This is a genomic window from Pseudomonas sp. GW821-FHT02A11, assembly GCF_059421985.1.
The window spans coordinates 283,607-305,466 of record NZ_JBWKWB010000001.1 but is presented as its reverse complement, the minus strand read 5'-3'; the positions used below and the strand labels follow the sequence as shown (position 1 = coordinate 305,466).

Annotated in this window: 21 protein-coding genes; 8 read left to right on the top strand and 13 right to left on the bottom strand. The window is 58.6% G+C overall.

Annotated features, from left to right (window positions below; translation table 11 throughout):
* Positions 1-33 precede the first annotated feature (33 nt).
* A complete protein-coding gene (locus AC07V9_RS01440; RefSeq protein ID WP_495013911.1) occupies positions 34-789 on the bottom strand; it encodes a DeoR family transcriptional regulator in 756 nt (251 codons plus the stop codon).
* 222 nt (positions 790-1,011) lie between these two features.
* Positions 1,012-2,517: a glycerol kinase GlpK gene (glpK, locus tag AC07V9_RS01435; protein ID WP_495013910.1), complete on the bottom strand. Its 1,506-nt coding sequence runs from the start codon at positions 2,515-2,517 to the stop codon at positions 1,012-1,014.
* 283 nt (positions 2,518-2,800) lie between these two features.
* Here glpK and ybaK point away from each other — a divergent pair, with 283 nt between their 5' ends.
* Positions 2,801-3,271, top strand: a complete 471-nt coding sequence (gene ybaK / locus AC07V9_RS01430; protein ID WP_495013909.1) for a Cys-tRNA(Pro) deacylase — start codon at positions 2,801-2,803, stop codon at positions 3,269-3,271.
* Between the two features lie 90 nt (positions 3,272-3,361).
* On the top strand, positions 3,362-4,150 hold the full coding sequence (locus AC07V9_RS01425) for a PhzF family phenazine biosynthesis protein (protein WP_495013908.1): 789 nt from the start codon (positions 3,362-3,364) through the stop codon (positions 4,148-4,150).
* A 1-nt stretch (position 4,151) separates the two neighbouring features.
* Here the strand turns inward: AC07V9_RS01425 and AC07V9_RS01420 are convergent, their stop codons facing one another.
* The gene (locus AC07V9_RS01420; RefSeq protein WP_495013907.1) at positions 4,152-5,231 is read right to left on the bottom strand and encodes an ABC transporter ATP-binding protein; all 1,080 of its coding nucleotides are present in this window, start codon (positions 5,229-5,231) and stop codon (positions 4,152-4,154) included.
* Positions 5,228-6,148 carry an ornithine carbamoyltransferase gene (gene argF, locus AC07V9_RS01415; RefSeq protein ID WP_495013906.1) on the bottom strand — a complete coding sequence of 307 codons (921 nt, stop codon included), beginning with the start codon at positions 6,146-6,148 and terminating at the stop codon, positions 5,228-5,230. Before argF ends, AC07V9_RS01420 begins: the two co-directional genes overlap by 4 nt.
* 451 nt (positions 6,149-6,599) lie before the next feature.
* Between argF and plzR the strand changes: the two genes are divergently transcribed.
* From plzR to grxD, 3 genes are all read left to right on the top strand, one after another.
* Positions 6,600-6,902, top strand: a complete 303-nt coding sequence (plzR, locus tag AC07V9_RS01410) for a PlzR type 4 pili assembly inhibitor (RefSeq protein ID WP_495013905.1) — start codon at positions 6,600-6,602, stop codon at positions 6,900-6,902.
* Positions 6,903-7,046: 144 nt separating this feature from the next.
* Positions 7,047-9,155, top strand: a complete 2,109-nt coding sequence (locus AC07V9_RS01405) for a molybdopterin oxidoreductase family protein (RefSeq protein WP_495013904.1) — start codon at positions 7,047-7,049, stop codon at positions 9,153-9,155.
* 116 nt (positions 9,156-9,271) lie between these two features.
* On the top strand, positions 9,272-9,601 hold the full coding sequence (gene grxD, locus AC07V9_RS01400) for a Grx4 family monothiol glutaredoxin (protein ID WP_093461226.1): 330 nt from the start codon (positions 9,272-9,274) through the stop codon (positions 9,599-9,601).
* Between the two features lie 211 nt (positions 9,602-9,812).
* Here grxD and bfr read toward each other — a convergent pair whose 3' ends face one another.
* From bfr to pyrC, 4 genes are all read right to left on the bottom strand, one after another.
* On the bottom strand, positions 9,813-10,289 hold the full coding sequence (bfr, locus tag AC07V9_RS01395) for a bacterioferritin (protein WP_495013903.1): 477 nt from the start codon (positions 10,287-10,289) through the stop codon (positions 9,813-9,815).
* Between the two features lie 201 nt (positions 10,290-10,490).
* Complete coding sequence (locus AC07V9_RS01390) at positions 10,491-10,709, bottom strand: bacterioferritin-associated ferredoxin (RefSeq protein ID WP_092410435.1); 219 nt, start codon at positions 10,707-10,709, stop codon at positions 10,491-10,493.
* A gap of 179 nt (positions 10,710-10,888) precedes the next feature.
* Entirely contained in the window at positions 10,889-11,566 is a 678-nt protein-coding gene (rnt, locus tag AC07V9_RS01385; RefSeq protein WP_495013902.1) for a ribonuclease T, read from the bottom strand.
* Positions 11,563-12,609 carry a dihydroorotase gene (pyrC, locus tag AC07V9_RS01380; protein ID WP_495013901.1) on the bottom strand — a complete coding sequence of 349 codons (1,047 nt, stop codon included), beginning with the start codon at positions 12,607-12,609 and terminating at the stop codon, positions 11,563-11,565. Before pyrC ends, rnt begins: the two co-directional genes overlap by 4 nt.
* Before the next feature lie 147 nt (positions 12,610-12,756).
* Between pyrC and AC07V9_RS01375 the strand changes: the two genes are divergently transcribed.
* Both AC07V9_RS01375 and AC07V9_RS01370 read left to right on the top strand, forming a co-directional pair.
* On the top strand, positions 12,757-13,740 hold the full coding sequence (locus tag AC07V9_RS01375) for a flagellar protein MotY (RefSeq protein ID WP_495013900.1): 984 nt from the start codon (positions 12,757-12,759) through the stop codon (positions 13,738-13,740).
* A 128-nt stretch (positions 13,741-13,868) separates the two neighbouring features.
* Entirely contained in the window at positions 13,869-15,086 is a 1,218-nt protein-coding gene (locus AC07V9_RS01370) for an argininosuccinate synthase (protein ID WP_495013899.1), read from the top strand.
* A gap of 123 nt (positions 15,087-15,209) precedes the next feature.
* On the opposite strand, the gene AC07V9_RS01365 is transcribed toward AC07V9_RS01370, so the two are convergent.
* On the bottom strand, positions 15,210-15,779 hold the full coding sequence (locus AC07V9_RS01365; RefSeq protein ID WP_495013898.1) for a hypothetical protein: 570 nt from the start codon (positions 15,777-15,779) through the stop codon (positions 15,210-15,212).
* Between the two features lie 1,165 nt (positions 15,780-16,944).
* Here AC07V9_RS01365 and AC07V9_RS01360 point away from each other — a divergent pair.
* Positions 16,945-17,571, top strand: a complete 627-nt coding sequence (locus AC07V9_RS01360) for a response regulator (RefSeq protein WP_404636158.1) — start codon at positions 16,945-16,947, stop codon at positions 17,569-17,571.
* Positions 17,572-17,693: 122 nt separating this feature from the next.
* Here the strand turns inward: AC07V9_RS01360 and AC07V9_RS01355 are convergent, their stop codons facing one another.
* From AC07V9_RS01355 to metG, 4 genes are all read right to left on the bottom strand, one after another.
* Entirely contained in the window at positions 17,694-17,876 is a 183-nt protein-coding gene (locus tag AC07V9_RS01355) for a PA3496 family putative envelope integrity protein (RefSeq protein ID WP_495013897.1), read from the bottom strand.
* A 106-nt stretch (positions 17,877-17,982) separates the two neighbouring features.
* A complete protein-coding gene (gene nth, locus AC07V9_RS01350) occupies positions 17,983-18,621 on the bottom strand; it encodes an endonuclease III (protein ID WP_495013896.1) in 639 nt (212 codons plus the stop codon).
* A gap of 77 nt (positions 18,622-18,698) precedes the next feature.
* Positions 18,699-19,733, bottom strand: a complete 1,035-nt coding sequence (gene rsxB, locus AC07V9_RS01345) for an electron transport complex subunit RsxB (RefSeq protein ID WP_495013895.1) — start codon at positions 19,731-19,733, stop codon at positions 18,699-18,701.
* Positions 19,734-19,777: 44 nt separating this feature from the next.
* A complete protein-coding gene (gene metG, locus AC07V9_RS01340; RefSeq protein ID WP_495013894.1) occupies positions 19,778-21,826 on the bottom strand; it encodes a methionine--tRNA ligase in 2,049 nt (682 codons plus the stop codon).
* Between the last annotated feature and the right edge of the window lie 34 nt (positions 21,827-21,860).

Sequence of the window (21,860 nt, the reverse complement as noted above, 5' to 3'; positions counted from 1 at the left end):
AGGGGGGCATGCGGCGTAATGAAGAAAGGGGGCTTAAACCACTTCCAGCCGGATCTTGTTATGCGCCAGCAATTGCGCCAATGCCGGCACCGGGGCCTGATCGGTCACCAGGCAATCGATCAGGGTGATCGGGCCCAGACGCACCATGGCGTTACGACCGAACTTGCTGGAGTCGGCGGCCAGAATCACTTGCCGTGCGTTGGCGATGATCGCCTGGGAGACGCGCACTTCCTGATAATCGAAGTCCAGCAGGCTGCCGTCTTCGTCGATGCCGCTGATGCCGACCAAGGCGAAATCGACCTTGAACTGGGTAATGAAGTCGACGCTCGCCTGACCCACCACGCCACCGTCACGGCGCACGTTGCCACCGGCCAACTGAACCTCGAAGTCGTCCTTGCCGCTGAGGATCGACGCCACATGCAGGTTATTGGTGATGATCTTCAGGTGGTTGTGGTTGAGCAGCGCGCGGGCGATGGATTCGGTGGTGGTGCCGATATTGATGAACAACGACGCGTGATCGGGGATCTGTGCGGCGATGGCCTCGGCGATGCGCTGTTTCTCGTCGCGCATCTGATCGGCACGCATGGCGTACGCGGTGTTTTCGATGCTGGAATCGTAGGCCGCGCCGCCGTGATAGCGACGCAGCAGGTTCATCTCCGCCAGCTGGTTGATGTCGCGCCGGATGGTTTGCGGGGTCACGACGAACAATTGGGCCATTTCTTCGATGCTGACGTAGCCGCGCTCACGGACCAGCTCGAGGATCTGCTGTTGACGGGGTGGCAGATTCATTTTTCTTCCTTCGGGCAATGGCGCCCATGATGCCGCAGGCAGCCATTACCTGTCAGCCTGAAAAAGAATCGCAAAGATCAAGGTGATCAAAACCTGTGGGAGCGAATTCATTCGCGAGAGGCCAGTACATTCGATAGAGAGATGTCGGATGTACCACAGCATCGCGAATGAATTCGCTCCCACAGTGAAACCAGGCAACCCGTCGGATCGCGGTGTGGCTTATTACTCCGCGTCTTCGTGAGGCTCCCAGTCCCGCGTGCGCTCGACTGCCTTGCGCCAGCCCGCATACAGCTTTTCTTTTTCGGCTTCGTCGCATTGCGGCTCGAATTTGCGCTCGATCACCGCTTTGTCCTTCAGCTCTTCCAGCCCGCTCCAGAAACCGATGGCCAGGCCGGCCAGATAGGCTGCGCCCAACGCCGTGGTCTCGCGCATTTTTGGACGTTCGACTGGCGTGCCGAGGATGTCGGCCTGGAACTGCATCAGGAAGTTGTTGGCCACCGCGCCGCCGTCCACGCGCAGGGCCTTGAGCGGTTCGCCTGCGTCCTGCTGCATGGCGTCGAGCACGTCGCGGGTCTGGTAGGCGATGGATTCCAGCGCGGCGCGAATGATGTGATCGACCTTCACGCCCCGTGTCAGGCCGAACAGCGCACCACGGGCGTAGGGGTCCCAGTAGGGCGCGCCGAGGCCGGTGAAGGCCGGCACCAGGTACACGCCGTTGCTGTTTTTGACTTTGGTCGCGAAGTATTCGGTGTCCATGGAGTCGTTGACGATTTTCAACTCGTCACGCAGCCACTGCACCGTCGAGCCGCCATTGAACACTGCGCCTTCCAGGGCATAGGCGACTTCGCCACGAGGGCCGCAGCCGATGGTGGTGAGCAGGCCGTGATTGGACTTCACCGCCTTCTTGCCGGTGTTCATCAACAGGAAGCAGCCAGTGCCGTAGGTGTTTTTGGCTTGGCCGGGTTCGACGCACATCTGACCGAACAGCGCCGATTGCTGGTCGCCCGCGATGCCAGCGATGGCGATGCCGCTTTTGCTGTGGCCGTAGACTTCAGATGACGATTTGACCTGCGGAAGCATCTCCCGGGGTACGTCGAGCACGTCCAGCATTCGCTGATCCCAGTCCAGGGTGTGGATGTTGAACATCATGGTGCGCGAGGCGTTGGTGTAATCGGTGACGTGAACCTTGCCGCCGGTAAATTTCCAGATCAGCCAGCTGTCGACGGTGCCGAACAGCAACTCGCCACGGCGGGCGCGTTCGCGACTGCCTTCGACGTGATCGAGAATCCACTTCAGCTTGCTGCCGGAAAAATACGGGTCGATGACCAGACCCGTGGTCTCCTTGATGTAGTTCTCAAGACCGTCGCGCTTGAGCTGCTGACAGATCTCGGTGCTGCGGCGGCATTGCCAGACCACGGCGTTGTAGATCGGGCGCCCGCTGTCCTTCTCCCACACCACCGTAGTTTCACGCTGGTTGGTGATGCCGATGGCGGCGATCTGGTTGTGATGCAGATTGGCCTGGGCCAGCACTTTGGTCATGCAAGCGGTTTGAGTGGCGAAGATTTCCATCGGGTCGTGCTCGACCCAGCCAGGCTGCGGGTAATGCTGAACGAATTCGCTCTGGGCAGTACTCACCACGTTGGCGTCACGATCGAAGATGATCGCCCGCGAGCTGGTGGTTCCTTGATCGAGGGCGATGATGTAGTTCTTGTTGTCGTTGTCGGTCATGTCGATTGCCTGGTGATAAAGCGGAAGTCCGGGAATGGCCATCAGTTTACGTGGGAAAACCCGTGAAGTGCTCAGGTGCTGGGCCGTTGGCAGCTGAATATTCGTATTCGAAAAAATATAGACGTAAACGAACATTGTCAAAGGCCGGAAACGAATGTGCCGAGGATTGGCGAATGTCGCGGATTTTCTTTTCACCCAGCCTGCGTAGCAGAGGCGTTTCGATGACGGATGGCCTAAAGTAACGGCAGCCAACACGAAACACCCTGGTCGTCTGGAGTGCTGCATGACCCCCGCATTGGATTTACTGAAAAAGGTTCGCGCCGAACACCGGATACACAGCTATGAGCACGACCCCAAGGCTGCCTCCTATGGCCTGGAGGCCGCCGAAAAGCTGAATCTACAGCCCGCGCAGGTATTCAAGACCTTGCTGGCCAGTACTGAAAAAGGCGAGTTGCTGGTGGCCGTCGTGCCGGTGGTGGGGTCACTGGACCTCAAGGCCCTGGCCCATGCCGCAGGGGCGAAGAAAGCAGAAATGGCCGACCCTGCTGCTGCGCAACGCGCCACGGGCTACCTGCTCGGGGGCATCAGCCCGCTGGGGCAGAAGAAAAGGCTGAGAACGTTCATTGATACTTCCGCTCAACCGTTCGCGACAATTTTTGTCAGCGCTGGTCGACGCGGGCTTGAGGTTGAGCTGTCGGCCGAGGTACTAGCACAACACACCAGTGCGACGTTTGCGCAGATTGGGCGTGAATGATCCGGATGCATCGTCAGAAATGTCTGTGCCCTGCAGCGGTCTTTTATAAAGGCAGGGCTGTCAAATAATAAAGGATTGGGGATGCTTTCCATGCAGCTTGAATTTCATCAGGTCGACGCCTTCAGTGACCGGCCGTTCGCGGGCAACCCGGCGATGGTCTACCGCCTCGATGCCTGGCTGGCGGATGAACTGATGCAGCGCATCGCCACGGAACACAATTTGTCAGAAACCGCCTTCGTGGTGCGTGAGACGCAGGGCTGGCATATCCGTTGGTTCACTCCCACCCACGAAGTCCCGCTGTGCGGGCACGCGACGCTGGCCACGGCCCACGTGCTGCTGGAAAAGTATGGGGAAACGTCCGACACCATCCCGTTCATCAGCAAATCAGGTTCATTGAGCGTGACCCGGGAAAACGGTCGCCTGCTGCTGGACTTTCCGGCCATGCCACCCAGCGAGGTGGGCGTTACGGTCGACATCGAGCGCGCGCTGAACACAGAAGTCGTAGACGTGCTGGGGTCGGCAGAATTGTTGGTGGTGCTGGAGTCCGAACAGGCCGTGCGCGACTGCAAACCTGACCTGGCCGCGATTGCCCGCCTGCCGTGGCCGGGGGTGATCGTGACTGCCAAGGGCGACGGCGAGCGCTACGATTTCGTTTCCCGCTATTTCGCACCGGCCATCGGCATTCCTGAAGACCCGGTGACCGGCGCGACCCATTGCAGCCTGATTCCTTACTGGTCCGCGCGGCTGAACAAATTCAGCCTGAACGCTCACCAGAGCTCGGCTCGGGGCGGGGAGTTGTTCTGCCGTCTGGAAGGTGATCGGGTGAAGATCGGTGGGTATGCGACGCTGGTGGCGAGCGGGACGTTGACACTGGGGTGAGTCAGACCGCAACGTCCTGATGCACTGGAACACTGCCGACCGCCGGGAACAACACCAGATGCTCGGCCGCCACACGGATCCCGACTTCGTCCCCGGCGCGCCAATCAGCGTGGCTGGGGAACAGGGCTTCCAGCTGGGTGCCAGTGCGCAGCTGCAGGCGATACAGCGTGGCGGCGCCTTGAAACGTCTTGCTAGTGACGCGGGCTTTTAGCGGGCTGTCGGGCGCATGAATGATGTCATCAGGACGCAGCAGCACATCCATCGGCGCGCCATTGACACCCGCATACGCACGATTGCCACGCAGCACGCCGAGTTCGGTTTGTACCGATTGCGCATCGATCAATTGCCCGCGAATGAAGTAACCCTTTCCGACAAAGCTGGCGACGTAAGGTGTAGCCGGTTCGTGATACAGGTTGTAGGGCGTATCCCATTGCTCAAGACGACCTTCCTTGAAAACCCCCACATGGTCGCTCACTGCGAAGGCCTCTTCCTGATCGTGCGTCACCAGAATCGCACTGGTGCCACGGGCCTTGAGGATGTCGCGCACTTCATGGCTCAGGCGCCGACGCAGCTCGCCATCGAGATTGGAAAAGGGTTCGTCGAGCAGCAGCAATTGTGGCTCGGGCGCCAAGGCTCGGGCGAGGGCGACACGTTGTTGCTGCCCGCCGGAGAGTTCGTGGGGATGACGCTTGCCCAGCGCGCCGAGATTGACCAGCTCCAGCATTTCTTCGACCACCTGGCTCAGGCGCGGATGGTTGCGGATGCCGAAGGCGATGTTCTCGGCAACGGTCAGGTGCGGGAACAGCGCGTAATCCTGAAATACCATGCCGATGCGGCGTTTCTCGGGGGCGAGGGTGAAGCCAGGCTTTGAAATCACCTCGCCCGCAAGCACGATCTCGCCTGCGTGCACCGGCTCGAAACCGGCAATGGCACGCAGCGTGGTGGTCTTGCCGCAGCCCGAGGAGCCCAGCAGGCAACCGATGTCGCCGGCGTTGAGGTGCAGGTTGAGGTTCTGCACCACGCGTTGGTCCTGATAGCCGCAAGCCAGTTCACGCAGTTTCAGCAGCATGGGGTCACTCAAGCAGGTTGATAGGCCGGTGCCACGAGGAATTCGAGCAGGGCCTTCTGCGCGTGCAGGCGGTTTTCAGCCTGATCCCAGGCAACCGAGCGAACGTCGTCGAGCAGGTCTTCGCTGATTTCCTCGCCACGGTGGGCGGGCAGGCAGTGCATGAACAGCACGTCATCGGCCGCCAGATCGAGCAGCTCGCGGGTGACCTGGAACGGCTTGAACAGCGCGATGCGCTTGGCGGTTTCTTCTTCCTGGCCCATGGAGGTCCAGACGTCGGTGCTGATCAGGTGTGCGCCCTTGACCGCTTCGCGCGGGTCCCGGGTCAGCGTCATGCGATCACCGGCAAGGGCCATGAATTGCGGGCTCGGCTCGTAGCCTTCAGGGCAGGCGACGCGCAGCTGGAAGTCGAACTGGATCGCCGCCTCTATATAGCTGTTGCACATGTTGTTGCCGTCGCCAATCCAGGCCACGGTCTTGCCTTTGATCGAGCCGCGATGCTCAAGAAAGGTCTGCATATCAGCCAGCAACTGGCACGGGTGCAGGTCGTCGGACAGGCCGTTGATCACAGGCACGCGGGAGTTGGCGGCGAATTCGATCAGGTTGCTGTGGGCGAAGGTGCGGATCATCACCGCATCGACCATGCGCGACATGACGCGCGCGCCGTCGGCAATGGGTTCGCCACGGCCCAATTGAGTGTCGCGAGGAGACAGAAAAATGGCCTGGCCACCGAGCTGAATCATGCCCGCTTCGAAGGAGACTCGAGTACGAGTCGAAGATTTCTCGAAGATCATGGCCAGCACGCGGCCTCTGAGCGGCTCGAAGAGCACGCCGCGATTTCGCAGGTCCTTCAGCTCAATGCCTCGACGGATTACGGCGCCCAGCTCATCTGGCGTGTAATCCATCATCGAGAGAAAGTGCCTGGTGATCATCATTAACTACCTTGTCTGCAACAGACCGCAGATCCTCAATGCCGGGTTTTATCGGAAAAACGGGCGAGACCTGCGGCGAAAGCCGCACGGGGCGACGAATAGGGAAGGCGCGAGGGTATAAGAAAATGTCGCCTCGTGCCAAGGCCCGGCGTAGCTGAAAACATCCGCCAGACGTTCGGTAGCTTGAAAATGGCGTGTTCAAGACGCTTTTCATGTATCAAACTGCTACAGTTGCGTACACAACTAAGGCATTTAGCCATCGCTGAACGGTTGGCAGGGCGGAGGTTGTACACCGGCACATCTGATGGTGGCAATTACTGCCGATTCTGCAACAGTTTCAAAATGCTGCGAAACCTTATGCGACATGCTTCACGCCGCGCAAACCCGGACGTTTCCTAAACCACTGGCGTGAGTTATAAAGGCCGCTTATGTCCTCCAGAAGAGGTGGGGAATGGATTCAAAAGAGAAACAACTGACGGAACTGCTCGGGCTTACGGCCCGTACCCTCACGCACCTCACAGCTTCCATGACATCGATGTCGTTCGAGCTGATGCGCAGTGAAGATGAGGTCACCCGTTCGGCAGGCCGGCGGATGATCGATCGCATGGCCACCATCAGCGCAGGTCTTGATGATCACTGGCGTCTGATCGGTGAATTGACTGGCGTTCAGGTGTCCCAGGAACAAGTCGAAACCGTCCATGAGATCCAGATGAAACGCAAGGTGGTTACCCCAATCGGCGGTTCGGCTTCCTGATCCTTTCTCCGCGCAGGTGAGCTATCGGCTCACCTGATGCTGTCCGATTCACGGCACTGACGTTTCTGGCGCAGTGCTGTCCCAGGCTCCATAGTTTTGTTTCCGCGATCGTATCGATCGCCATACAAGAACATGAGACTTGCCATGACCAAGACTCTCCACTACCGTGCCTGTCACCTGTGCGAGGCCATCTGCGGCCTGACCATCGAGACCACCCTTGAAGCGGACGCGTCGGTGCGAATCAGCTCGATCAAGGGCGATGCGCAGGACACCTTCAGTCGAGGGCACATCTGCCCAAAAGCCGTGGCCCTGCAAGATATCCAGAACGACCCGGATCGCCTTCGCCAGCCCATGCGTCGCGTCGGCAGCGAGTGGCAACCCATCGCCTGGCAGGACGCGTTCGATCTGGTGGCCGAGCGGCTCGTCGATATCCAGCAGCGCCACGGCCAAAACGCTGTGGCGGTGTATCAGGGCAACCCCAGCGTGCACAACTATGGGTTGATGACCCACAGCAATTACTTCCTCGGGTTGCTGAAAACCCGCAACCGTTTTTCAGCCACGTCGGTCGACCAGTTGCCTCATCACCTGACCAGCTACCTGATGTATGGCCACGGTTTGTTACTGCCTATTGCCGACATCGATCAAACAGATTTCATGTTGATTCTGGGGGGCAATCCGTTGGCGTCCAACGGCAGCATCATGACGGTGCCTGACGTGGAAAAACGCCTGAAAGCGATTCAGGCGCGGGGCGGCAAGGTTGTGGTGGTGGACCCTCGTCGCAGCGAAACCGCGGCCATTGCCAATCAGCATCTGTTCATTCGCCCCGGCGGCGATGCGGCGCTGCTGTTCGGCCTGCTGCACACGCTGTTTGACGAAGGGCTGACCCGCGACAGTCATTTGCCGGTCGATGGCCTGGAGGAAGTTCGCGCCGCCATCGCCCACATGAACGCCGATGCCATGAGCCAGCGCTGTGGCGTGCCTGCCGAGCAGATCCGCCAACTGGCGCGAGACTTCGCCAGCGCCGAAAGCGCCGTGTGCTACGGGCGCATGGGGATCTCGACCCAAGCGTTCGGCACCCTGTGCCACTGGCTGGTGCAACTGATCAATCTGGTCACCGGTAACCTCGACCGCGTCGGCGGCGCGCTGTGCACCGAGCCTGCGCTGGACCTCGTGGCGTCGACCTCTGGCGGCGGCTTCAATCGTTGGCAGAGTCGCGTCTCCGGCCTGCCCGAATACAGTGGCGAGTTGCCGGTTTCGGCGCTGGCCGAAGAAATGCTCACCGAAGGCGAAGGGCAGGTGAAGGCGCTGATCACCGTGGCGGGCAACCCGGTGCTGTCGACGCCGAACGGCCGCCAGCTGGATCAGGCGCTGGACGGGCTGGAGTTCATGGTCAGCATTGACCTGTACATCAACGAGACCACACGCCACGCTGACCTGATCCTGCCCTCGACCTCGGCGCTGGAGAACGATCACTACGACACGACCTTCAACCTGTTCGCAGTGCGCAACGTCACCCGGTTCAACCGCGCGATCCTCGCCAAACCTGAAGGTTCACTGCACGACTGGGAGATTTTTGTCGGCCTGGCCAAAGCGTTCGCATTGAAGGCCGAGCGGGAGCTGAAGCCGACGATCGCACCCGCGCAAATGGTCGATCGCGGTTTGCGGGCGGGGCTGTATGGCGATGCGTCGCAGCACAAGCTGTCGCTGGAAGCCTTGTACGACCATCCCCACGGGCTGGATCTTGGTGCGCTCAAGCCTAATCTGGCGACGCGCTTGAAATCGGCCAATCACCGTATACAGGCGGCGCCGGAAGTGATCCTCAGGGATCTGGTGCGCTTCGCCGCTGCCGAGCTTCCACGCGCAGGTGAGCTGCTGCTGATCGGCCGGCGTCACGTGCGCAGCAACAACTCCTGGATGCACAACTACCACCGGCTGGTGAAAGGCAAGCCACGACATCAATTGCTGATGAACCCGGACGATCTGGCCAGCCGCGGCCTGAGCGATGGGCAGCGGGTGCGGGTGAGTTCTCGGGTCGGGATGATCGAGGTTGAGGTGATGGGCAGCGCGGACATGATGCCAGGCGTGGTCAGCCTGCCCCATGGCTGGGGGCATGGGCGGCCGGGTGTGCAAATGGATATCGCTCGGGATCAGCCAGGGGAGAGCGCCAATGACTTGACCGACGAACGGCAGATGGATGCACTGTCCGGAAATGCTGCGTTGAACGGGGTGCCAGTGACGGTTGCAGCGGCATGACGCTCATCATATTTATCGGATCGATTAAAGCCAAGACCGAGCGTTACGCTAGGTAATCGGTTAGAATGCGCCACCGTGTCGACATATACAGTCGTAAAGTTCAGCCGAGGTGCTCCATGGATATCATCGAAACGATCAAAGACCAGATTGCCAAAAACACCGTTCTGCTCTACATGAAAGGCGCTCCGAATGCCCCGCAGTGCGGCTTCTCGGCCAAGGCGTCCCAGGCATTGATGGCCTGTGGCGAAAAGTTCGCGTACGTCGATATCCTGCAGAACCCAGAGATCCGCGCCAACCTGCCGAAATACGCCAACTGGCCAACCTTCCCGCAACTGTGGGTCGACGGTGAGCTGGTTGGCGGTAGCGATATCATCGTTGAGATGCACGCAGCCGGTGAGCTGCAGCCACTGATCAAGGCTGCTGTCGAGAAGAACGCGACTGCCTGATTTGGGTTGTTGACGATAAAAGCCCCGGTCTCTCGAGAGATTCGGGGCTTTTTTGTGGCATTGGTTTTCGGATGGAGGGCAAACTCGATGTGCTGATTGCGGTTCCGCTCTCGCAGCGGGTTCCAGCCAGGCAGAACGCTCTTGCTCCAGAAACGCAGAAGCCCCACCTGACTCACCACCAGGCGGGGCTTCTCTCAAACGAAGATTGAAATCAGTCTTCTTCGCCCATCTGCGATTGCAGGTAGTTCTCGATACCCACCTTGTCGATCAGACCCAGCTGAGTCTCCAGCCAATCGATGTGCTCTTCCTCGGATTCAAGGATATCTTCGAGCATCTCGCGGCTGCCGAAATCACCTACGGCTTCACAATGAGCGATCGCAGCCTTTAGATCCGCATGGCCTTTTCGCTCGATCTTCAGATCGCACTCCAGCATTTCCCTGGTGTGCTCACCGATCAGGATCTTGCCCAGGTCCTGAAGGTTAGGCAGGCCTTCCAGAAACAAGATGCGCTTGATCAGCTTGTCAGCGTGTTTCATCTCGTCGATGGATTCTTTGTACTCGTGCTTGCCGAGTTTATTCAGGCCCCAATCCTCGTACATGCGCGCATGCAGAAAATACTGGTTGATGGCGACCAGCTCGTTCCCGAGGATCTTGTTGAGATGCTGGATGACTGTAATGTCGCCTTTCATGATCGAGGTCCTGTCGAAGATGTTCGTATATAGGCCGCAAGTTTGAGCTTCCAATAATCCTCTGTCAAACCTAAGTTATTGAATAATAAGTGAAAATAAATAGGAATAAGAATGTTTGTGTTCCGCATCTTAGCGCTAAGCATTTGAATTACAGGCATAAAAAAACCGGACACTCGGTCCGGTTCTCTAAAATTCGGTAGTTCAGGCGGCAGAAAATTCTGCTGGATAAGCGAGGGCGGCCTGAGTTGTTTGCAGTTCGGTCAGGGTTTCACGCACCACTTCCTTGGCAAGGCAGGCGCATTTCCCACATTTGCTGGCGACACCCAGGGTTTCGCGCACTTCACGATAGCTGCAGCATCCTTCCATGATTGCTTCGCGGATTTGTCCGTCGGTGACACCTTGGCAGAGGCAGACATACATAAAAAAGGACCGTCGCTGAGTGATGGGCTCATGTGCGACGGATACTAATGTTAATGAGAATGCTTGTCAAAACTACTTCCTGAACCTCAGCTGAAGCCCGATGAATGGTCAGATGAGTCCGTCATTCGGTCATAAAAAACCGGCCACAGGGGGCCGGTTCAGTCAGCGAAGTACAGACCTCAATCGTCGAAGTCGTGCCAGCCGCCCATTTCCTTCCAGCGATTGACGATGCCGCAGAACAAATCGGCCGTCTTCTCGGTGTCATAGCGAGCAGAGTGGGCCTCACGACCGTCGAAGTCGATGTCAGCGGACTGACAGGCCTTGGCCAGCACGGTTTGGCCGTACGCCAGGCCTGCGAGCGTTGCGGTGTCGAAACTGGAGAACGGATGAAACGGGTTGCGTTTCATGTCCAGTCGCGCCACTGCCGCGTTAAGGAAGCCCAGATCGAAGCTGGCGTTATGCCCCACCAGAATCGCGCGCTTGCAGCCGTTGGCCTTCAGTGCTTTGCGTACGCCACGGAAGATGTCGGTCAACGCCGTTTCTTCGCTGACCGCCATGCGTAACGGGTGATCGAGCTTGATCCCGGTGAACTCCAGGGCAGCGGCTTCGATGTTGGCGCCTTCGAAAGGCTCGACGCGGAAGAAGTAGGTGTGTTCAGGGAACACGAAGCCTTTTTCGTCCATGCCAATGGTGGTGGCTGCAATTTCCAGCAACGCATCGGTGGCGGCATTGAAACCGCCGGTCTCTACGTCGACAACGACTGGCAGATAGCCACGAAAGCGCGCTGCCATCGGATGTCTGGAGCCTGTGCCGCCGCCAGAGCCTTCCTGATCGTCGTCGTAATGGTCTTCACTCACGCGTTTTCCTCCAGCAGGCGCCAGCGCAGTTTTTCACCGGCGCGCAGCGGGATGACCGACAGCTCGCCAAACGGCAGGCTGGTCGGGGCGGTCCACTCTTCACGCACCAGCGTGATGGTGTCGGTGTTGGCCGGCAGGCCGTAGAACGCCGGGCCATTGAGGCTGGCGAAGCCCTCGAGTTTGTCCAGAGCGTTGCGCTGTTCGAACGCCTCGGCGTACAGCTCGATGGCAGCATAGGCGGTGTAGCAGCCGGCACAGCCGCATGCGGCTTCCTTGGCGTGCTGGGCGTGCGGCGCCGAGTCGGTGCCCAGGAAGAACTTGCCGCTGCCGCTGGTGGCGGCGTCCAGCAGCGCCACTTGGTGGGTATTGCGCTTGAGAATCGGCAGGCAATAGAAGTGCGGACGAATCCCGCCGACCAGCATGTGATTGCGGTTGTACAGCAGGTGGTGTGCAGTGATGGTCGCGCCGACGTTGGCCGAAGCCTCGTTGACGAACTGCACGGCATCGCCCGTGGTGATGTGTTCGAACACCACTTTGAGGGTCGGGAAACGCTCGACCACACGGCGCATGTGCTCGTCGATGAAAATCTTTTCGCGGTCGAACACGTCGATGTCGCCGCGGGTCACTTCGCCGTGGATCAACAGCGGCATACCGACTTCAGCCATCGCTTCGAGCACGGGGAAGATCTTGTCCACGCTGGTCACGCCAGAGTCGGAGTTGGTCGTGGCACCGGCCGGGTACAGCTTGGCCGCGTAGACGAAACCGCTGGCCTTGGCGGCGCGGATGTCTTCGGGCTGGGTCAGGTCGGTGAGGTACAGCACCATCAATGGCTCGAAACGGCTGCCTTGCGGGCGGGCAGCGAGGATGCGCTGGCGATACGCATCGGCTTGCTCCGCGTTGCGTACCGGCGGCACGAGGTTCGGCATGATGATGGCGCGGCTAAAGGTGCGCGCAACGTCCGCGACGGTATGGGGCAAAACGGCGCCATCACGAAGATGGATGTGCCAGTCGTCGGGGCGCAGGAGGGTCAGGCGGTCGGACATTGGGGGATTCCAGGCGGGCAAACTCGCTGGGAATGCTACCGGAAAAGACTCGTCCAGGCACTCGCTATCAAGTTTTGTAGGAAGTTACCGATAGACACGTGTAAGCGATAAATTTGTTTCGCGTGAAATTTTTAAGTGGAGCCTCCCGTGCGCCAGCGATATCTAGCCCTGCTCAGCGTGTTTGCCAGCCTGCCGGCCATGGCTCTCACTTTCCAGACCCGTCTGGAGAATATCGAGTGGAAGGTAGAAGGCGACCCGTTCGAATGCCGTCTGAGCCAGCCGATCACCGATTTTGGCGCGGGTGAGTTCGTGCGTCGCGCCGGTGAGCAGGCGACTTTCCGACTGAAGGCCACTGGTTACAGCCTGGCTTCGGGCTCTGCCACGCTTATCGCCGCCGCTGCACCCTGGCAGCCCGGTCGGGGCGATCTTAATCTGGGCGCGGTGAAAGTCGGCAACGGCGAGATTCCTTTCAATACCAGTCAGGCTCAGGCCGGACGGCTCATTGCGGGTTTGATGGAAGGCCGCAGCCCGGTCATTCGTCATGCCTTGCGCGATGGTGGCGGGGCGATGGAAGTGCGCCTGCTGCCGGTCAAGTTCAGCAAGGCCTACACCGATTTTCAGCTGTGCACGGCCAAACTGTTGCCGATGAATTTCGATCAGGTGCGTCAGGCCGAGATTGGCTTCCCGGGCGGCGGCATCGATCTGGATGCGCCGGCCAAGCGTCGCCTCGATACCGTGCTGGCTTATATGAAGGCTGATCCGACGGTCAATCATGTCGAGCTGGACGGGCACTCCGACAACAGCGGCAATCGCCTGACCAACCGTGACCTGTCTCGCCGTCGCGCGCTGGCAGTCATGGATTACCTCAAGGCCCAGGGCGTGCCGGAAGAGCAGATCACCGTGCGTTTTCACGGCGAGCAGTACCCACTGGTGCCCAACACCAATAATGCAAACCGTGCGCGCAATCGTCGGGTGAACATTCACCTGGATCGCGTCGCCGAACAAAAACCCGCCGCCGCGCCTGTATCGGCACCGGCTCCAGCCTTGGTAGCGCCGCCGGCCGCTGCGCCTGCACCCTCTGCCACGCCAGCTCCCACGGCGGCGTCCGGGGCGCCAGTGGCCAAGGTCTGAGCCCAATCAGTCGTCGTGTGTTCGACAGATTCTGTCGCTTCGTCGTCAGAAGCTGTCGCGACACTGTAAATCCACGTGTTTGAACGGTAGAATCAGCGGTTTTCCGTACAACGCGTTGGAGTGATGGCATGGCGGACGTTAACAAGGTAGTTCTCGCGTATTCCGGTGGCCTGGATACTTCGGTGATCCTGAAGTGGCTGCAAGATACGTACAACTGCGAAGTGGTGACCTTTACCGCTGACCTGGGTCAGGGCGAAGAAGTCGAGCCAGCACGCGCCAAGGCGCAGGCCATGGGCGTCAAAGAAATCTACATCGACGACCTGCGCGAAGAATTCGTGCGTGATTTCGTGTTCCCGATGTTCCGCGCCAACACCGTCTACGAAGGCGAGTACCTGCTGGGTACCTCCATCGCACGTCCGCTGATCGCCAAGCGTCTGATCGAAATCGCCAACGAAACTGGCGCCGACGCCATTTCCCACGGCGCGACCGGCAAGGGTAACGATCAGGTGCGTTTCGAACTGGGTGCCTACGCACTCAAGCCTGGCGTGAAAGTCATCGCCCCGTGGCGCGAGTGGGACCTGCTGTCCCGCGAAAAGCTGATGGATTATGCCGAGAAGCACGCGATCCCGATCGAGCGTCACGGCAAGAAGAAGTCCCCATACTCCATGGACGCCAACCTGTTGCACATCTCCTATGAAGGTGGCGTGCTGGAAGACACCTGGACCGAGCACGAAGAAGACATGTGGCGCTGGACCGTTTCGCCTGAAAACGCGCCAGACAAACCCCAGTACCTGGAACTGACCTACCGCAATGGCGACATCGTTGCGCTGGACGGCGTCGACATGACCCCGGCCACCGTTCTGGCGACCCTGAACAAAATCGGCGGCGAGCACGGCATTGGCCGTCTGGACATCGTCGAGAACCGTTACGTCGGCATGAAATCCCGTGGCTGCTACGAAACCCCGGGCGGCACCATCATGCTCAAGGCTCACCGCGCCATCGAGTCGATCACTCTGGACCGTGAAGTTGCGCACCTGAAAGACGAGTTGATGCCTAAATACGCCAGCCTGATCTACACCGGTTACTGGTGGAGCCCTGAGCGTCTGATGCTGCAACAGATGATCGACGCCTCCCAAGCTCACGTGAACGGCGTCGTTCGCCTCAAGCTCTATAAAGGCAATGTGATCGTGACGGGCCGCAAGTCCGACGATTCGCTGTTCGATGCCAACATCGCGACCTTCGAAGAAGACGGCGGTGCTTACAACCAGGCGGATGCGGCGGGCTTTATCAAGCTCAACGCACTGCGCATGCGCATTGCTGCGAACAAGAACCGCAAATTGTTCTGATCACGGCAAGTAGCATCCAGGGCGCAACCCGTTTCGGGTTGCGCCTTTTTTATTCCATCAGATCAACTTTCTCTCTTTTTCGCGTCATGCCTCAGGGCCTGTGTGGCGACGTATGCAGGGTCGCTAGTTCAAATCGTCCTGGTCTTTTGGCTGTGTGCATGAGTCGCCTGCCGGTTCTTCCTGAGCAGGCGCAGTGTTGAGCTCAAAGCGATAAGCCTTACCCAGATTCCAGACATCTCGCACACTGAGCCCCAGCAACTGAGCGATCTCGGGGACCGTATACCCCAGCGTGGAATAGTGTATTGCGTGTCCGGCAACCGTATCGTCAACCGTCACAGGGTCGCTGCTGCGCTGGCTTCGCGCGCCTCGAACAGGCCGGCTGTAGAGGATTTTCACGCCATGTTCACTGGCAAGACGCTTGATCTCCTTGCGGTTCATACGTAATGAATACTGTAGCGCAGAAAAACCGGCGCCTTTGGCCACCAGCCCCTTCAATTGCTCGATCTTGGCGCTCAATTGGCTGTCGCTATCGGCCTCCTCGACGTGATGTTTCGCTTCATTAGGGCAGTGACGGGTTTCTCCCTCAGGTACCACATTGATGATGCCTCCCTCGGCGACGTACGCCTCTACGGCTTCAGCGAGTTTGAGAGGGGTGTGAGTGGTTGCTGGATATACCCCTGTTTTCTTGGTCATGGTTTATTCCTTTGAGCATATTGATATATACGAGCGACACCAGCTCGCCTCCTTGATCCACTAACTTTGACCCATCGGCAGGTAAGTTCGGCGCGGCCGAATTTGCCCCGCGGGCAAGTCCAGACAAGGAACTGAAAATGTATAACCGTAAGTAATAAGGCACTGGGTACGAGGGGGGTGCCTTAATGATAGTTTCCAGTTTCATGAAGTGTTGAAGAAAAAAGTAACGACTGGACTTAGGTTTGGCAAGTAAAAATTATTTTTTTGATGATTTAAGCTAGTTCGAATAATGGCTTCTTACAGCATGAGAATTCTGGTCTGTTAGTTTTGTAGTATTTTTCTTCTTTGTGGAAAGTTCTCTGGATTTGCAGAACAGTATGGTATTACGTAAAGGGCGCACGGGCCTCGTTTGCAATAATTCTGTTTTGCTATCAGCCATTGTGAATGTTCAATGCTGGGAAATGGATTGGGTTGTAAAGCGGCGCGAGGGGCTGAGAAGGGCGTTCAAGGCTGGCGGTGTGCGGGAAAAGGGTATTGTTTCGGAATTTTCCGAATCTCGCGTAGGTCATTTCTTTGAATAAATATGTATGGAGAATAAGTATTTTAAATGCGTATTTTTCAAAGCTCTCTGCGGTAGGGTCAGGGTTGTAATTTGCAATGCTTTCTGATTGAAGTTGAGTGGCATGTCCGAAAGATCGGCTTATGCTGAAGGTCAATGCCCTTCCGTGGGTTTTTTTATTCGTGGCAGCACGGGCGTCTTTCGGTAGCCCGCAGTGTGTCTGCTAATTGTGGTGGTAAGAATGCTCGCGTCCCGCCAGCCCGCTGAGCGGATGAGGCTGTCTGCACATGGCCGCCTTGCGTCAATTGAACAGTTTGAAGGGGTGTTGGAATCATGAATGACCGTATTAAAAAAGCGGGGTTGTGCAAATGGCTGTTTTCCAGAACGATGTCCCGTGTAGGGCGATGGAAGAACGCAGAGTGGGCCAAATTGGATGGCCTGTCTGAAAAGGTAGATGGATAAGTCAGGATTTGTAGGACTTTTCTGTTGCTTGAGTGGGAAAGGTCTTTGCCTGCTAGTCCAAAGGGAGGAGCGCCATGCAAAGCGGTAAACGACTAAGCTATTGTGCGGGCTCTGAAATTTCGAACAGCAAAGAATGGACTGCACATGAATAAAGTGTTGATCGTGGACGATCACCCCGTGATTCGGCTCGCCGTACGCATGCTGATGGAGCGGCATGGTTACGAAGTCATCGCCGAAACGGACAACGGCGTGGATGCGCTGCAACTGGCCAGAGAGCACTTGCCCGATATCGTCATTCTGGACATCGGCATCCCGAAACTCGATGGCCTGGAAGTCATCGCTCGGCTGACGGCGATGACCCTGCCTTTCAAGGTCCTGATCCTGACCTCTCAGGCCCCGGGCCATTTCTCCATGCGTTGCATGCAGGCCGGGGCGGCCGGTTACGTCTGCAAGCAACAGGACCTGACCGAATTGTTGAGCGCCATCAAGGCGGTGTTGTCGGGGTACAGCTATTTCCCCAACCAGGCTCTGCACACGGTGCGCTCAAGCCTGGGCAATGCCAGTGAGGCGGAGATGGTTGATCGGCTGTCGGGCCGGGAAATGATGGTGTTACAGCAACTGGCCAGGGGAAGAACCAACAAGGAAATCGCCGATGGCATGTTTCTCAGCAACAAGACCGTCAGCACCTATAAAACGCGTTTGCTGCTCAAGCTCAATGCCCACTCGCTGGTTGATCTGATTGAACTCGCCCAGCGCAACGGGCTGGTCTAGCCCCAGTCATGAGTGCTGATGCGATCGCCGTTTTTGCCGAGATGTTGCGCGCCGCTTCAATTGAATTCTTGCCGGCAGGCTAAAGCCTCTCAAGTCGTGGGGAGGCTTTGAACGCAAAAGGATCAGAAGTCGAAATCGTAGTCCGCCAGCTGTTTCTGCAGGCGACGCTCTTCCAGGATGTTGTCGATGGTGCGACGTTTGCTGAGGTTGGTTTTTGCAGTTTCTACGGGTACTTGCACGGCTTCGTCTGCCTCTGCGGACACGAAGTCGTCATCTACGTCCATCTGCTCTTTGTCAGTACTCATGAAAGTTGACTCCAGCTTAGACTGTCATTGGCGCACCTTATAACGGCAAATGTCGACCGGGTAAAAAAGATTTTTTCAATCGATAAGTCCGGAAAAACGCTATCGCTCAATCATCTGAAGTCTTTTGCTTAAATTCGCACAGGTCTTCTATTCGGCAGCTTCCACAGCGAGGCTTGCGAGCCACGCAGACATAGCGGCCATGCAGGATCAGCCAGTGATGCGCATCCAGCAGATAGTCCTTGGGGACAAATTTCATCAGCTTGTTTTCGACCTCGACAACGTTCTTGCCGGGGGCGATCCCGGTGCGATTACTGACCCGGAAGATGTGTGTGTCCACCGCCATCGCCAGTTGCCGAAAAGCCGTGTTGAGGACCACGTTCGCAGTCTTTCGGCCGACACCGGGCAATGCCTCCAACGCCTCTCGGGTTTCTGGCACCTCACCACCGTGCAGCTCGACCAGCATGCGGCAGGTCTCGATGACGTTCTTGGCCTTGCTGTTATAGAGGCCGATGGTCTTGATGTATTCCGAAAGTCCCTCGACACCCAGCGCGTAGATCGCCTGGGGAGTGTTCGCCACCGGGTACAGGCGAGCGGTGGCTTTGTTGACGCTGACGTCGGTGGCCTGCGCCGAGAGGATCACGGCAATCAGCAGCTCGAACGGCGAGCTGTAGGACAGCTCCGTTTTAGGATCGGGATTGTCTTCGTGAAGACGGCGAAAAATTTCCAGACGTTTTGCGGCGTTCATGAGGTGCGCTTTCTCAGGGAAACGTTCAGGTCAATGTGTTGCATCAGGCTGTGCAGAGCGAGTTCCTGATCTGCTTTTTACCATGCATCAAAGGCTTGCAGTGTTTGTTCGGCATGCGCAACCTCGGCGTGTAGCGCTGCAATTCGGTCGGCGGAGGCGTCCGCCGTTTGGGCCTTCTTCAGCGCTGCCCGGCTCATGGCCAACTGTATCTTTGCGCGATTTATGGCTGCTTTATCAGGCTTCACTGCGCTGACTTCGATAGCCTGGGACTCGGGGGGCGGCCTGTTTATAGCTGCCGAGTCCTGCAGCGCAGCCAGTGCGCGTTGCGCCTCATCGAGCTCCAGCCCGAGCGTCATCAGCTGTGCGGCCTGCTCTGCAATCGGCGGGTGGCCGAACGCCCTGATCGACTTGTGCAACTGCGCCCGACTCATGGCCACCTTGATGCGTGCCTGTTTCAGCGCTGCGTCGCTGTCAGCGGCTTTTTGCGCGCAAACCCGATCGAGCGCAGCTTGCACCGGGTCAACCGTGACAACGGTGGGTGCCTCGGCTTTCTGCTGGCGGGCCAGTCGTTCGGCATGGCGGCGTTGTTCTTCACGCTGCAGACGGGCGTTGCGTGCTTCGAACCGCTGACGTGCATGACCGCGTTTGGCTGCTCGCGCCACTCGCTGGCCTTCATCGAACGCCAGGCCGCCTACGATCGGGACAATCGCGGGTGATGGCAGGGGCAGCATGTCGATACAGTCCACAGGGCAGGGCGCCACACAGAGGTCACAGCCGGTGCATTCAGCGATGATCACGGTGTGCATCAGCTTGGCGGCGCCGACGATGGCGTCCACGGGGCAGGCCTGAATACACTTGGTGCAGCCAATGCATTCGGCCTCACGGATGAACGCGACCTGCGCCGGGGCGCTGCCACGTTCGGTATCGAGGGGGATGGCGGACACGTTCAGCAGGTGCGCCAACGCCGCGATGGTTTCATCGCCACCTGGAGGACACTTGTTGATTGCTTCGCCGCTGGCAATCCCTTCGGCGTAAGGCTTGCAGCCGGGGTGGCCACATTTGCCACATTGAGTCTGTGGCAACAGGGCGTCGATACGGTGGATCAGGTTCATGCTTTGACCTGACCGACGCCCGCAGGCGTCGGCCGCGTTCACGGTTACTTGATGCGCTGGCCTGGCTTCGCGCCGCTGTCAGGGCTCAGCAGGTAGATCTCTTCGCCGCCAGGACCGGCGGCCATCACCATGCCTTGGGAGATGCCGAAGCGCATTTTTCGTGGCTTCAGGTTGGCAATCATCATGGTCAGGCGACCTTCCAGCTCGGCCGGGTTCGGGTAGGCGCTCTTGATCCCGGAGAACACGTTGCGCTTCTCGTCACCGATGTCCAGGGTCAAGCGCAGCAGCTTGTCAGCGCCTTCAACGTGCTCGGCTTTCTCGATCAGCGCCACGCGCAGGTCGATGGCGGCAAAGGCGTCGAAGTCGATTTCCGGCGACAGCGGGTCCTTGGTCAGCTCGCCGTTACCCGATGCAGCGGCCCCGGTATCAGTGGCGTTGGCGGTCAGGTCTTCTTTCGAAGCGCTGGTCATTGCCTCCACCTTCGCCGGGTCGATGCGGGTCATCAGGGCCTGGAACGGGTTCAGCTGATGATTGCTCAGCAGCGTCAGGTGGTCGTCCCAGGTCAGCGGCGCGACATTGAGGAACTGTTCGGCATCGGCAGCCAGATTCGGCAGGACCGGCTTGAGGAATATCACCAGTTGGCGGAACAGGTTGACGCCCAGCGCGCAGATGGCCTGGACTTCGTCCTGTTTGCCTTCCTGCTTGGCCAGCGACCACGGCGCCTTGTCGGCGATCCAGGCATTGGCACGGTCGGCCAAGGCCATGATTTCGCGCATGGCGCGGGCGAAGTCGCGAGCCTCATAGGCTTCGGCGATGCTGGGTGCTGCGGCGAGGAATGCGTCGGTCAGCTCCGGCGCGGCATTACCGGCTACCAGCACGCCAGCGTTGCCTTTGTGAATGAAGCCTGCGCAACGGCTGGCGATATTGACGACCTTGCCGATGAGGTCGGAGTTGACCTTCTGCACGAAGTCTTCGAGGTTCAGGTCCAGGTCGTCGACACCGCGGCTCAGCTTGGCCGCATAGTAATACCGCAGGTATTCAGGCGACAGGTGCTCAAGATAGGTGCGCGCCTTGATGAAGGTGCCGCGGGACTTGGACATCTTCTGGCCGTTGACGGTCAGGTAGCCGTGGACATTGATGCCGCTTGGCTTGCGGAAGCCCGAACCTTCGAGCATGGCTGGCCAGAACAGGGCGTGGAAATTGACGATGTCCTTGCCGATGAAGTGGTACAGCTCGGTGGTCGAGTCCTTATTCCAGAACGCATCGAAATCCAGACCCGGCGTGCGGTCGCACAGGTTCTTGAAACTGGCCATGTAGCCGATTGGCGCGTCCAGCCAGACGTAGAAATACTTGCCCGGCTCATCTGGAATCTCGAAACCGAAATACGGCGCGTCGCGGGAGATGTCCCACTGCTGCAAGCCGGAATCCAGCCATTCGGAGAGTTTGTTGGCCACGGCGTCCTGCAAAGTGCCGCTGCGGGTCCAGCTTTTCAGCATCGCGTCGAAGGCGGGCAAATCGAAGAAGAAGTGCTTGGAGTCCTTGAGCACCGGAGTTGCGCCGGAAATCGCCGATTTCGGATCTTTCAAGTCGGTCGGTGCGTAGGTGGCGCCGCATTTTTCGCAATTGTCGCCGTACTGGTCTTCGGTGCCGCATTTCGGGCAGGTGCCCTTGATGAAGCGGTCGGCCAGGAACATTTTCTTTTCCGGGTCGAAATACTGGGTCACGGAACGCGTGGCGATGTGCCCAGCGTCGCGCAGCCGGGTGTAGATCAGGCTCGACAGCTCGCGGTTTTCTTCAGCATGCGTTGAGTGGAAGTTGTCGAAATCCACCAGGAAGTCGGCAAAGTCAGCGCTGTGTTCAGCCTGGACGTTGGCGATCAGTTGCTCCGGCGTGATGCCTTCCTTTTCCGCGCGCAGCATGATTGCCGAGCCATGGGCATCGTCCGCGCACACATAGATGCACTGATTGCCGCGGTGCTTCTGGAAGCGCACCCACATGTCGGTCTGGATGTACTCGAGCATGTGGCCAAGGTGGATAGAACCATTGGCATAGGGCAGGGCGCTGGTGACGAGAATCTTGCGTGGCTCGGACATGGGGCTCGGCTACTTGAAGTGAAACGGAGGTCGG

Coding starts and splice junctions, on each gene's coding strand:
- AC07V9_RS01440 (WP_495013911.1), bottom strand. CDS start 789: ATGAATCTGCCACCCCGTCAACAGCAGATCCTCGAGCTGGTCCGTGAG.
- glpK (WP_495013910.1), bottom strand. CDS start 2,517: ATGACCGACAACGACAACAAGAACTACATCATCGCCCTCGATCAAGGA.
- ybaK (WP_495013909.1), top strand. CDS start 2,801: ATGACCCCCGCATTGGATTTACTGAAAAAGGTTCGCGCCGAACACCGG.
- AC07V9_RS01425 (WP_495013908.1), top strand. CDS start 3,362: ATGCAGCTTGAATTTCATCAGGTCGACGCCTTCAGTGACCGGCCGTTC.
- argF (WP_495013906.1), bottom strand. CDS start 6,148: ATGATCACCAGGCACTTTCTCTCGATGATGGATTACACGCCAGATGAG.
- plzR (WP_495013905.1), top strand. CDS start 6,600: ATGGATTCAAAAGAGAAACAACTGACGGAACTGCTCGGGCTTACGGCC.
- AC07V9_RS01405 (WP_495013904.1), top strand. CDS start 7,047: ATGACCAAGACTCTCCACTACCGTGCCTGTCACCTGTGCGAGGCCATC.
- grxD (WP_093461226.1), top strand. CDS start 9,272: ATGGATATCATCGAAACGATCAAAGACCAGATTGCCAAAAACACCGTT.
- bfr (WP_495013903.1), bottom strand. CDS start 10,289: ATGAAAGGCGACATTACAGTCATCCAGCATCTCAACAAGATCCTCGGG.
- AC07V9_RS01390 (WP_092410435.1), bottom strand. CDS start 10,709: ATGTATGTCTGCCTCTGCCAAGGTGTCACCGACGGACAAATCCGCGAA.
- pyrC (WP_495013901.1), bottom strand. CDS start 12,609: ATGTCCGACCGCCTGACCCTCCTGCGCCCCGACGACTGGCACATCCAT.
- AC07V9_RS01370 (WP_495013899.1), top strand. CDS start 13,869: ATGGCGGACGTTAACAAGGTAGTTCTCGCGTATTCCGGTGGCCTGGAT.
- AC07V9_RS01365 (WP_495013898.1), bottom strand. CDS start 15,779: ATGACCAAGAAAACAGGGGTATATCCAGCAACCACTCACACCCCTCTC.
- AC07V9_RS01360 (WP_404636158.1), top strand. CDS start 16,945: ATGAATAAAGTGTTGATCGTGGACGATCACCCCGTGATTCGGCTCGCC.
- AC07V9_RS01355 (WP_495013897.1), bottom strand. CDS start 17,876: ATGAGTACTGACAAAGAGCAGATGGACGTAGATGACGACTTCGTGTCC.
- nth (WP_495013896.1), bottom strand. CDS start 18,621: ATGAACGCCGCAAAACGTCTGGAAATTTTTCGCCGTCTTCACGAAGAC.
- rsxB (WP_495013895.1), bottom strand. CDS start 19,733: ATGAACCTGATCCACCGTATCGACGCCCTGTTGCCACAGACTCAATGT.
- metG (WP_495013894.1), bottom strand. CDS start 21,826: ATGTCCGAGCCACGCAAGATTCTCGTCACCAGCGCCCTGCCCTATGCC.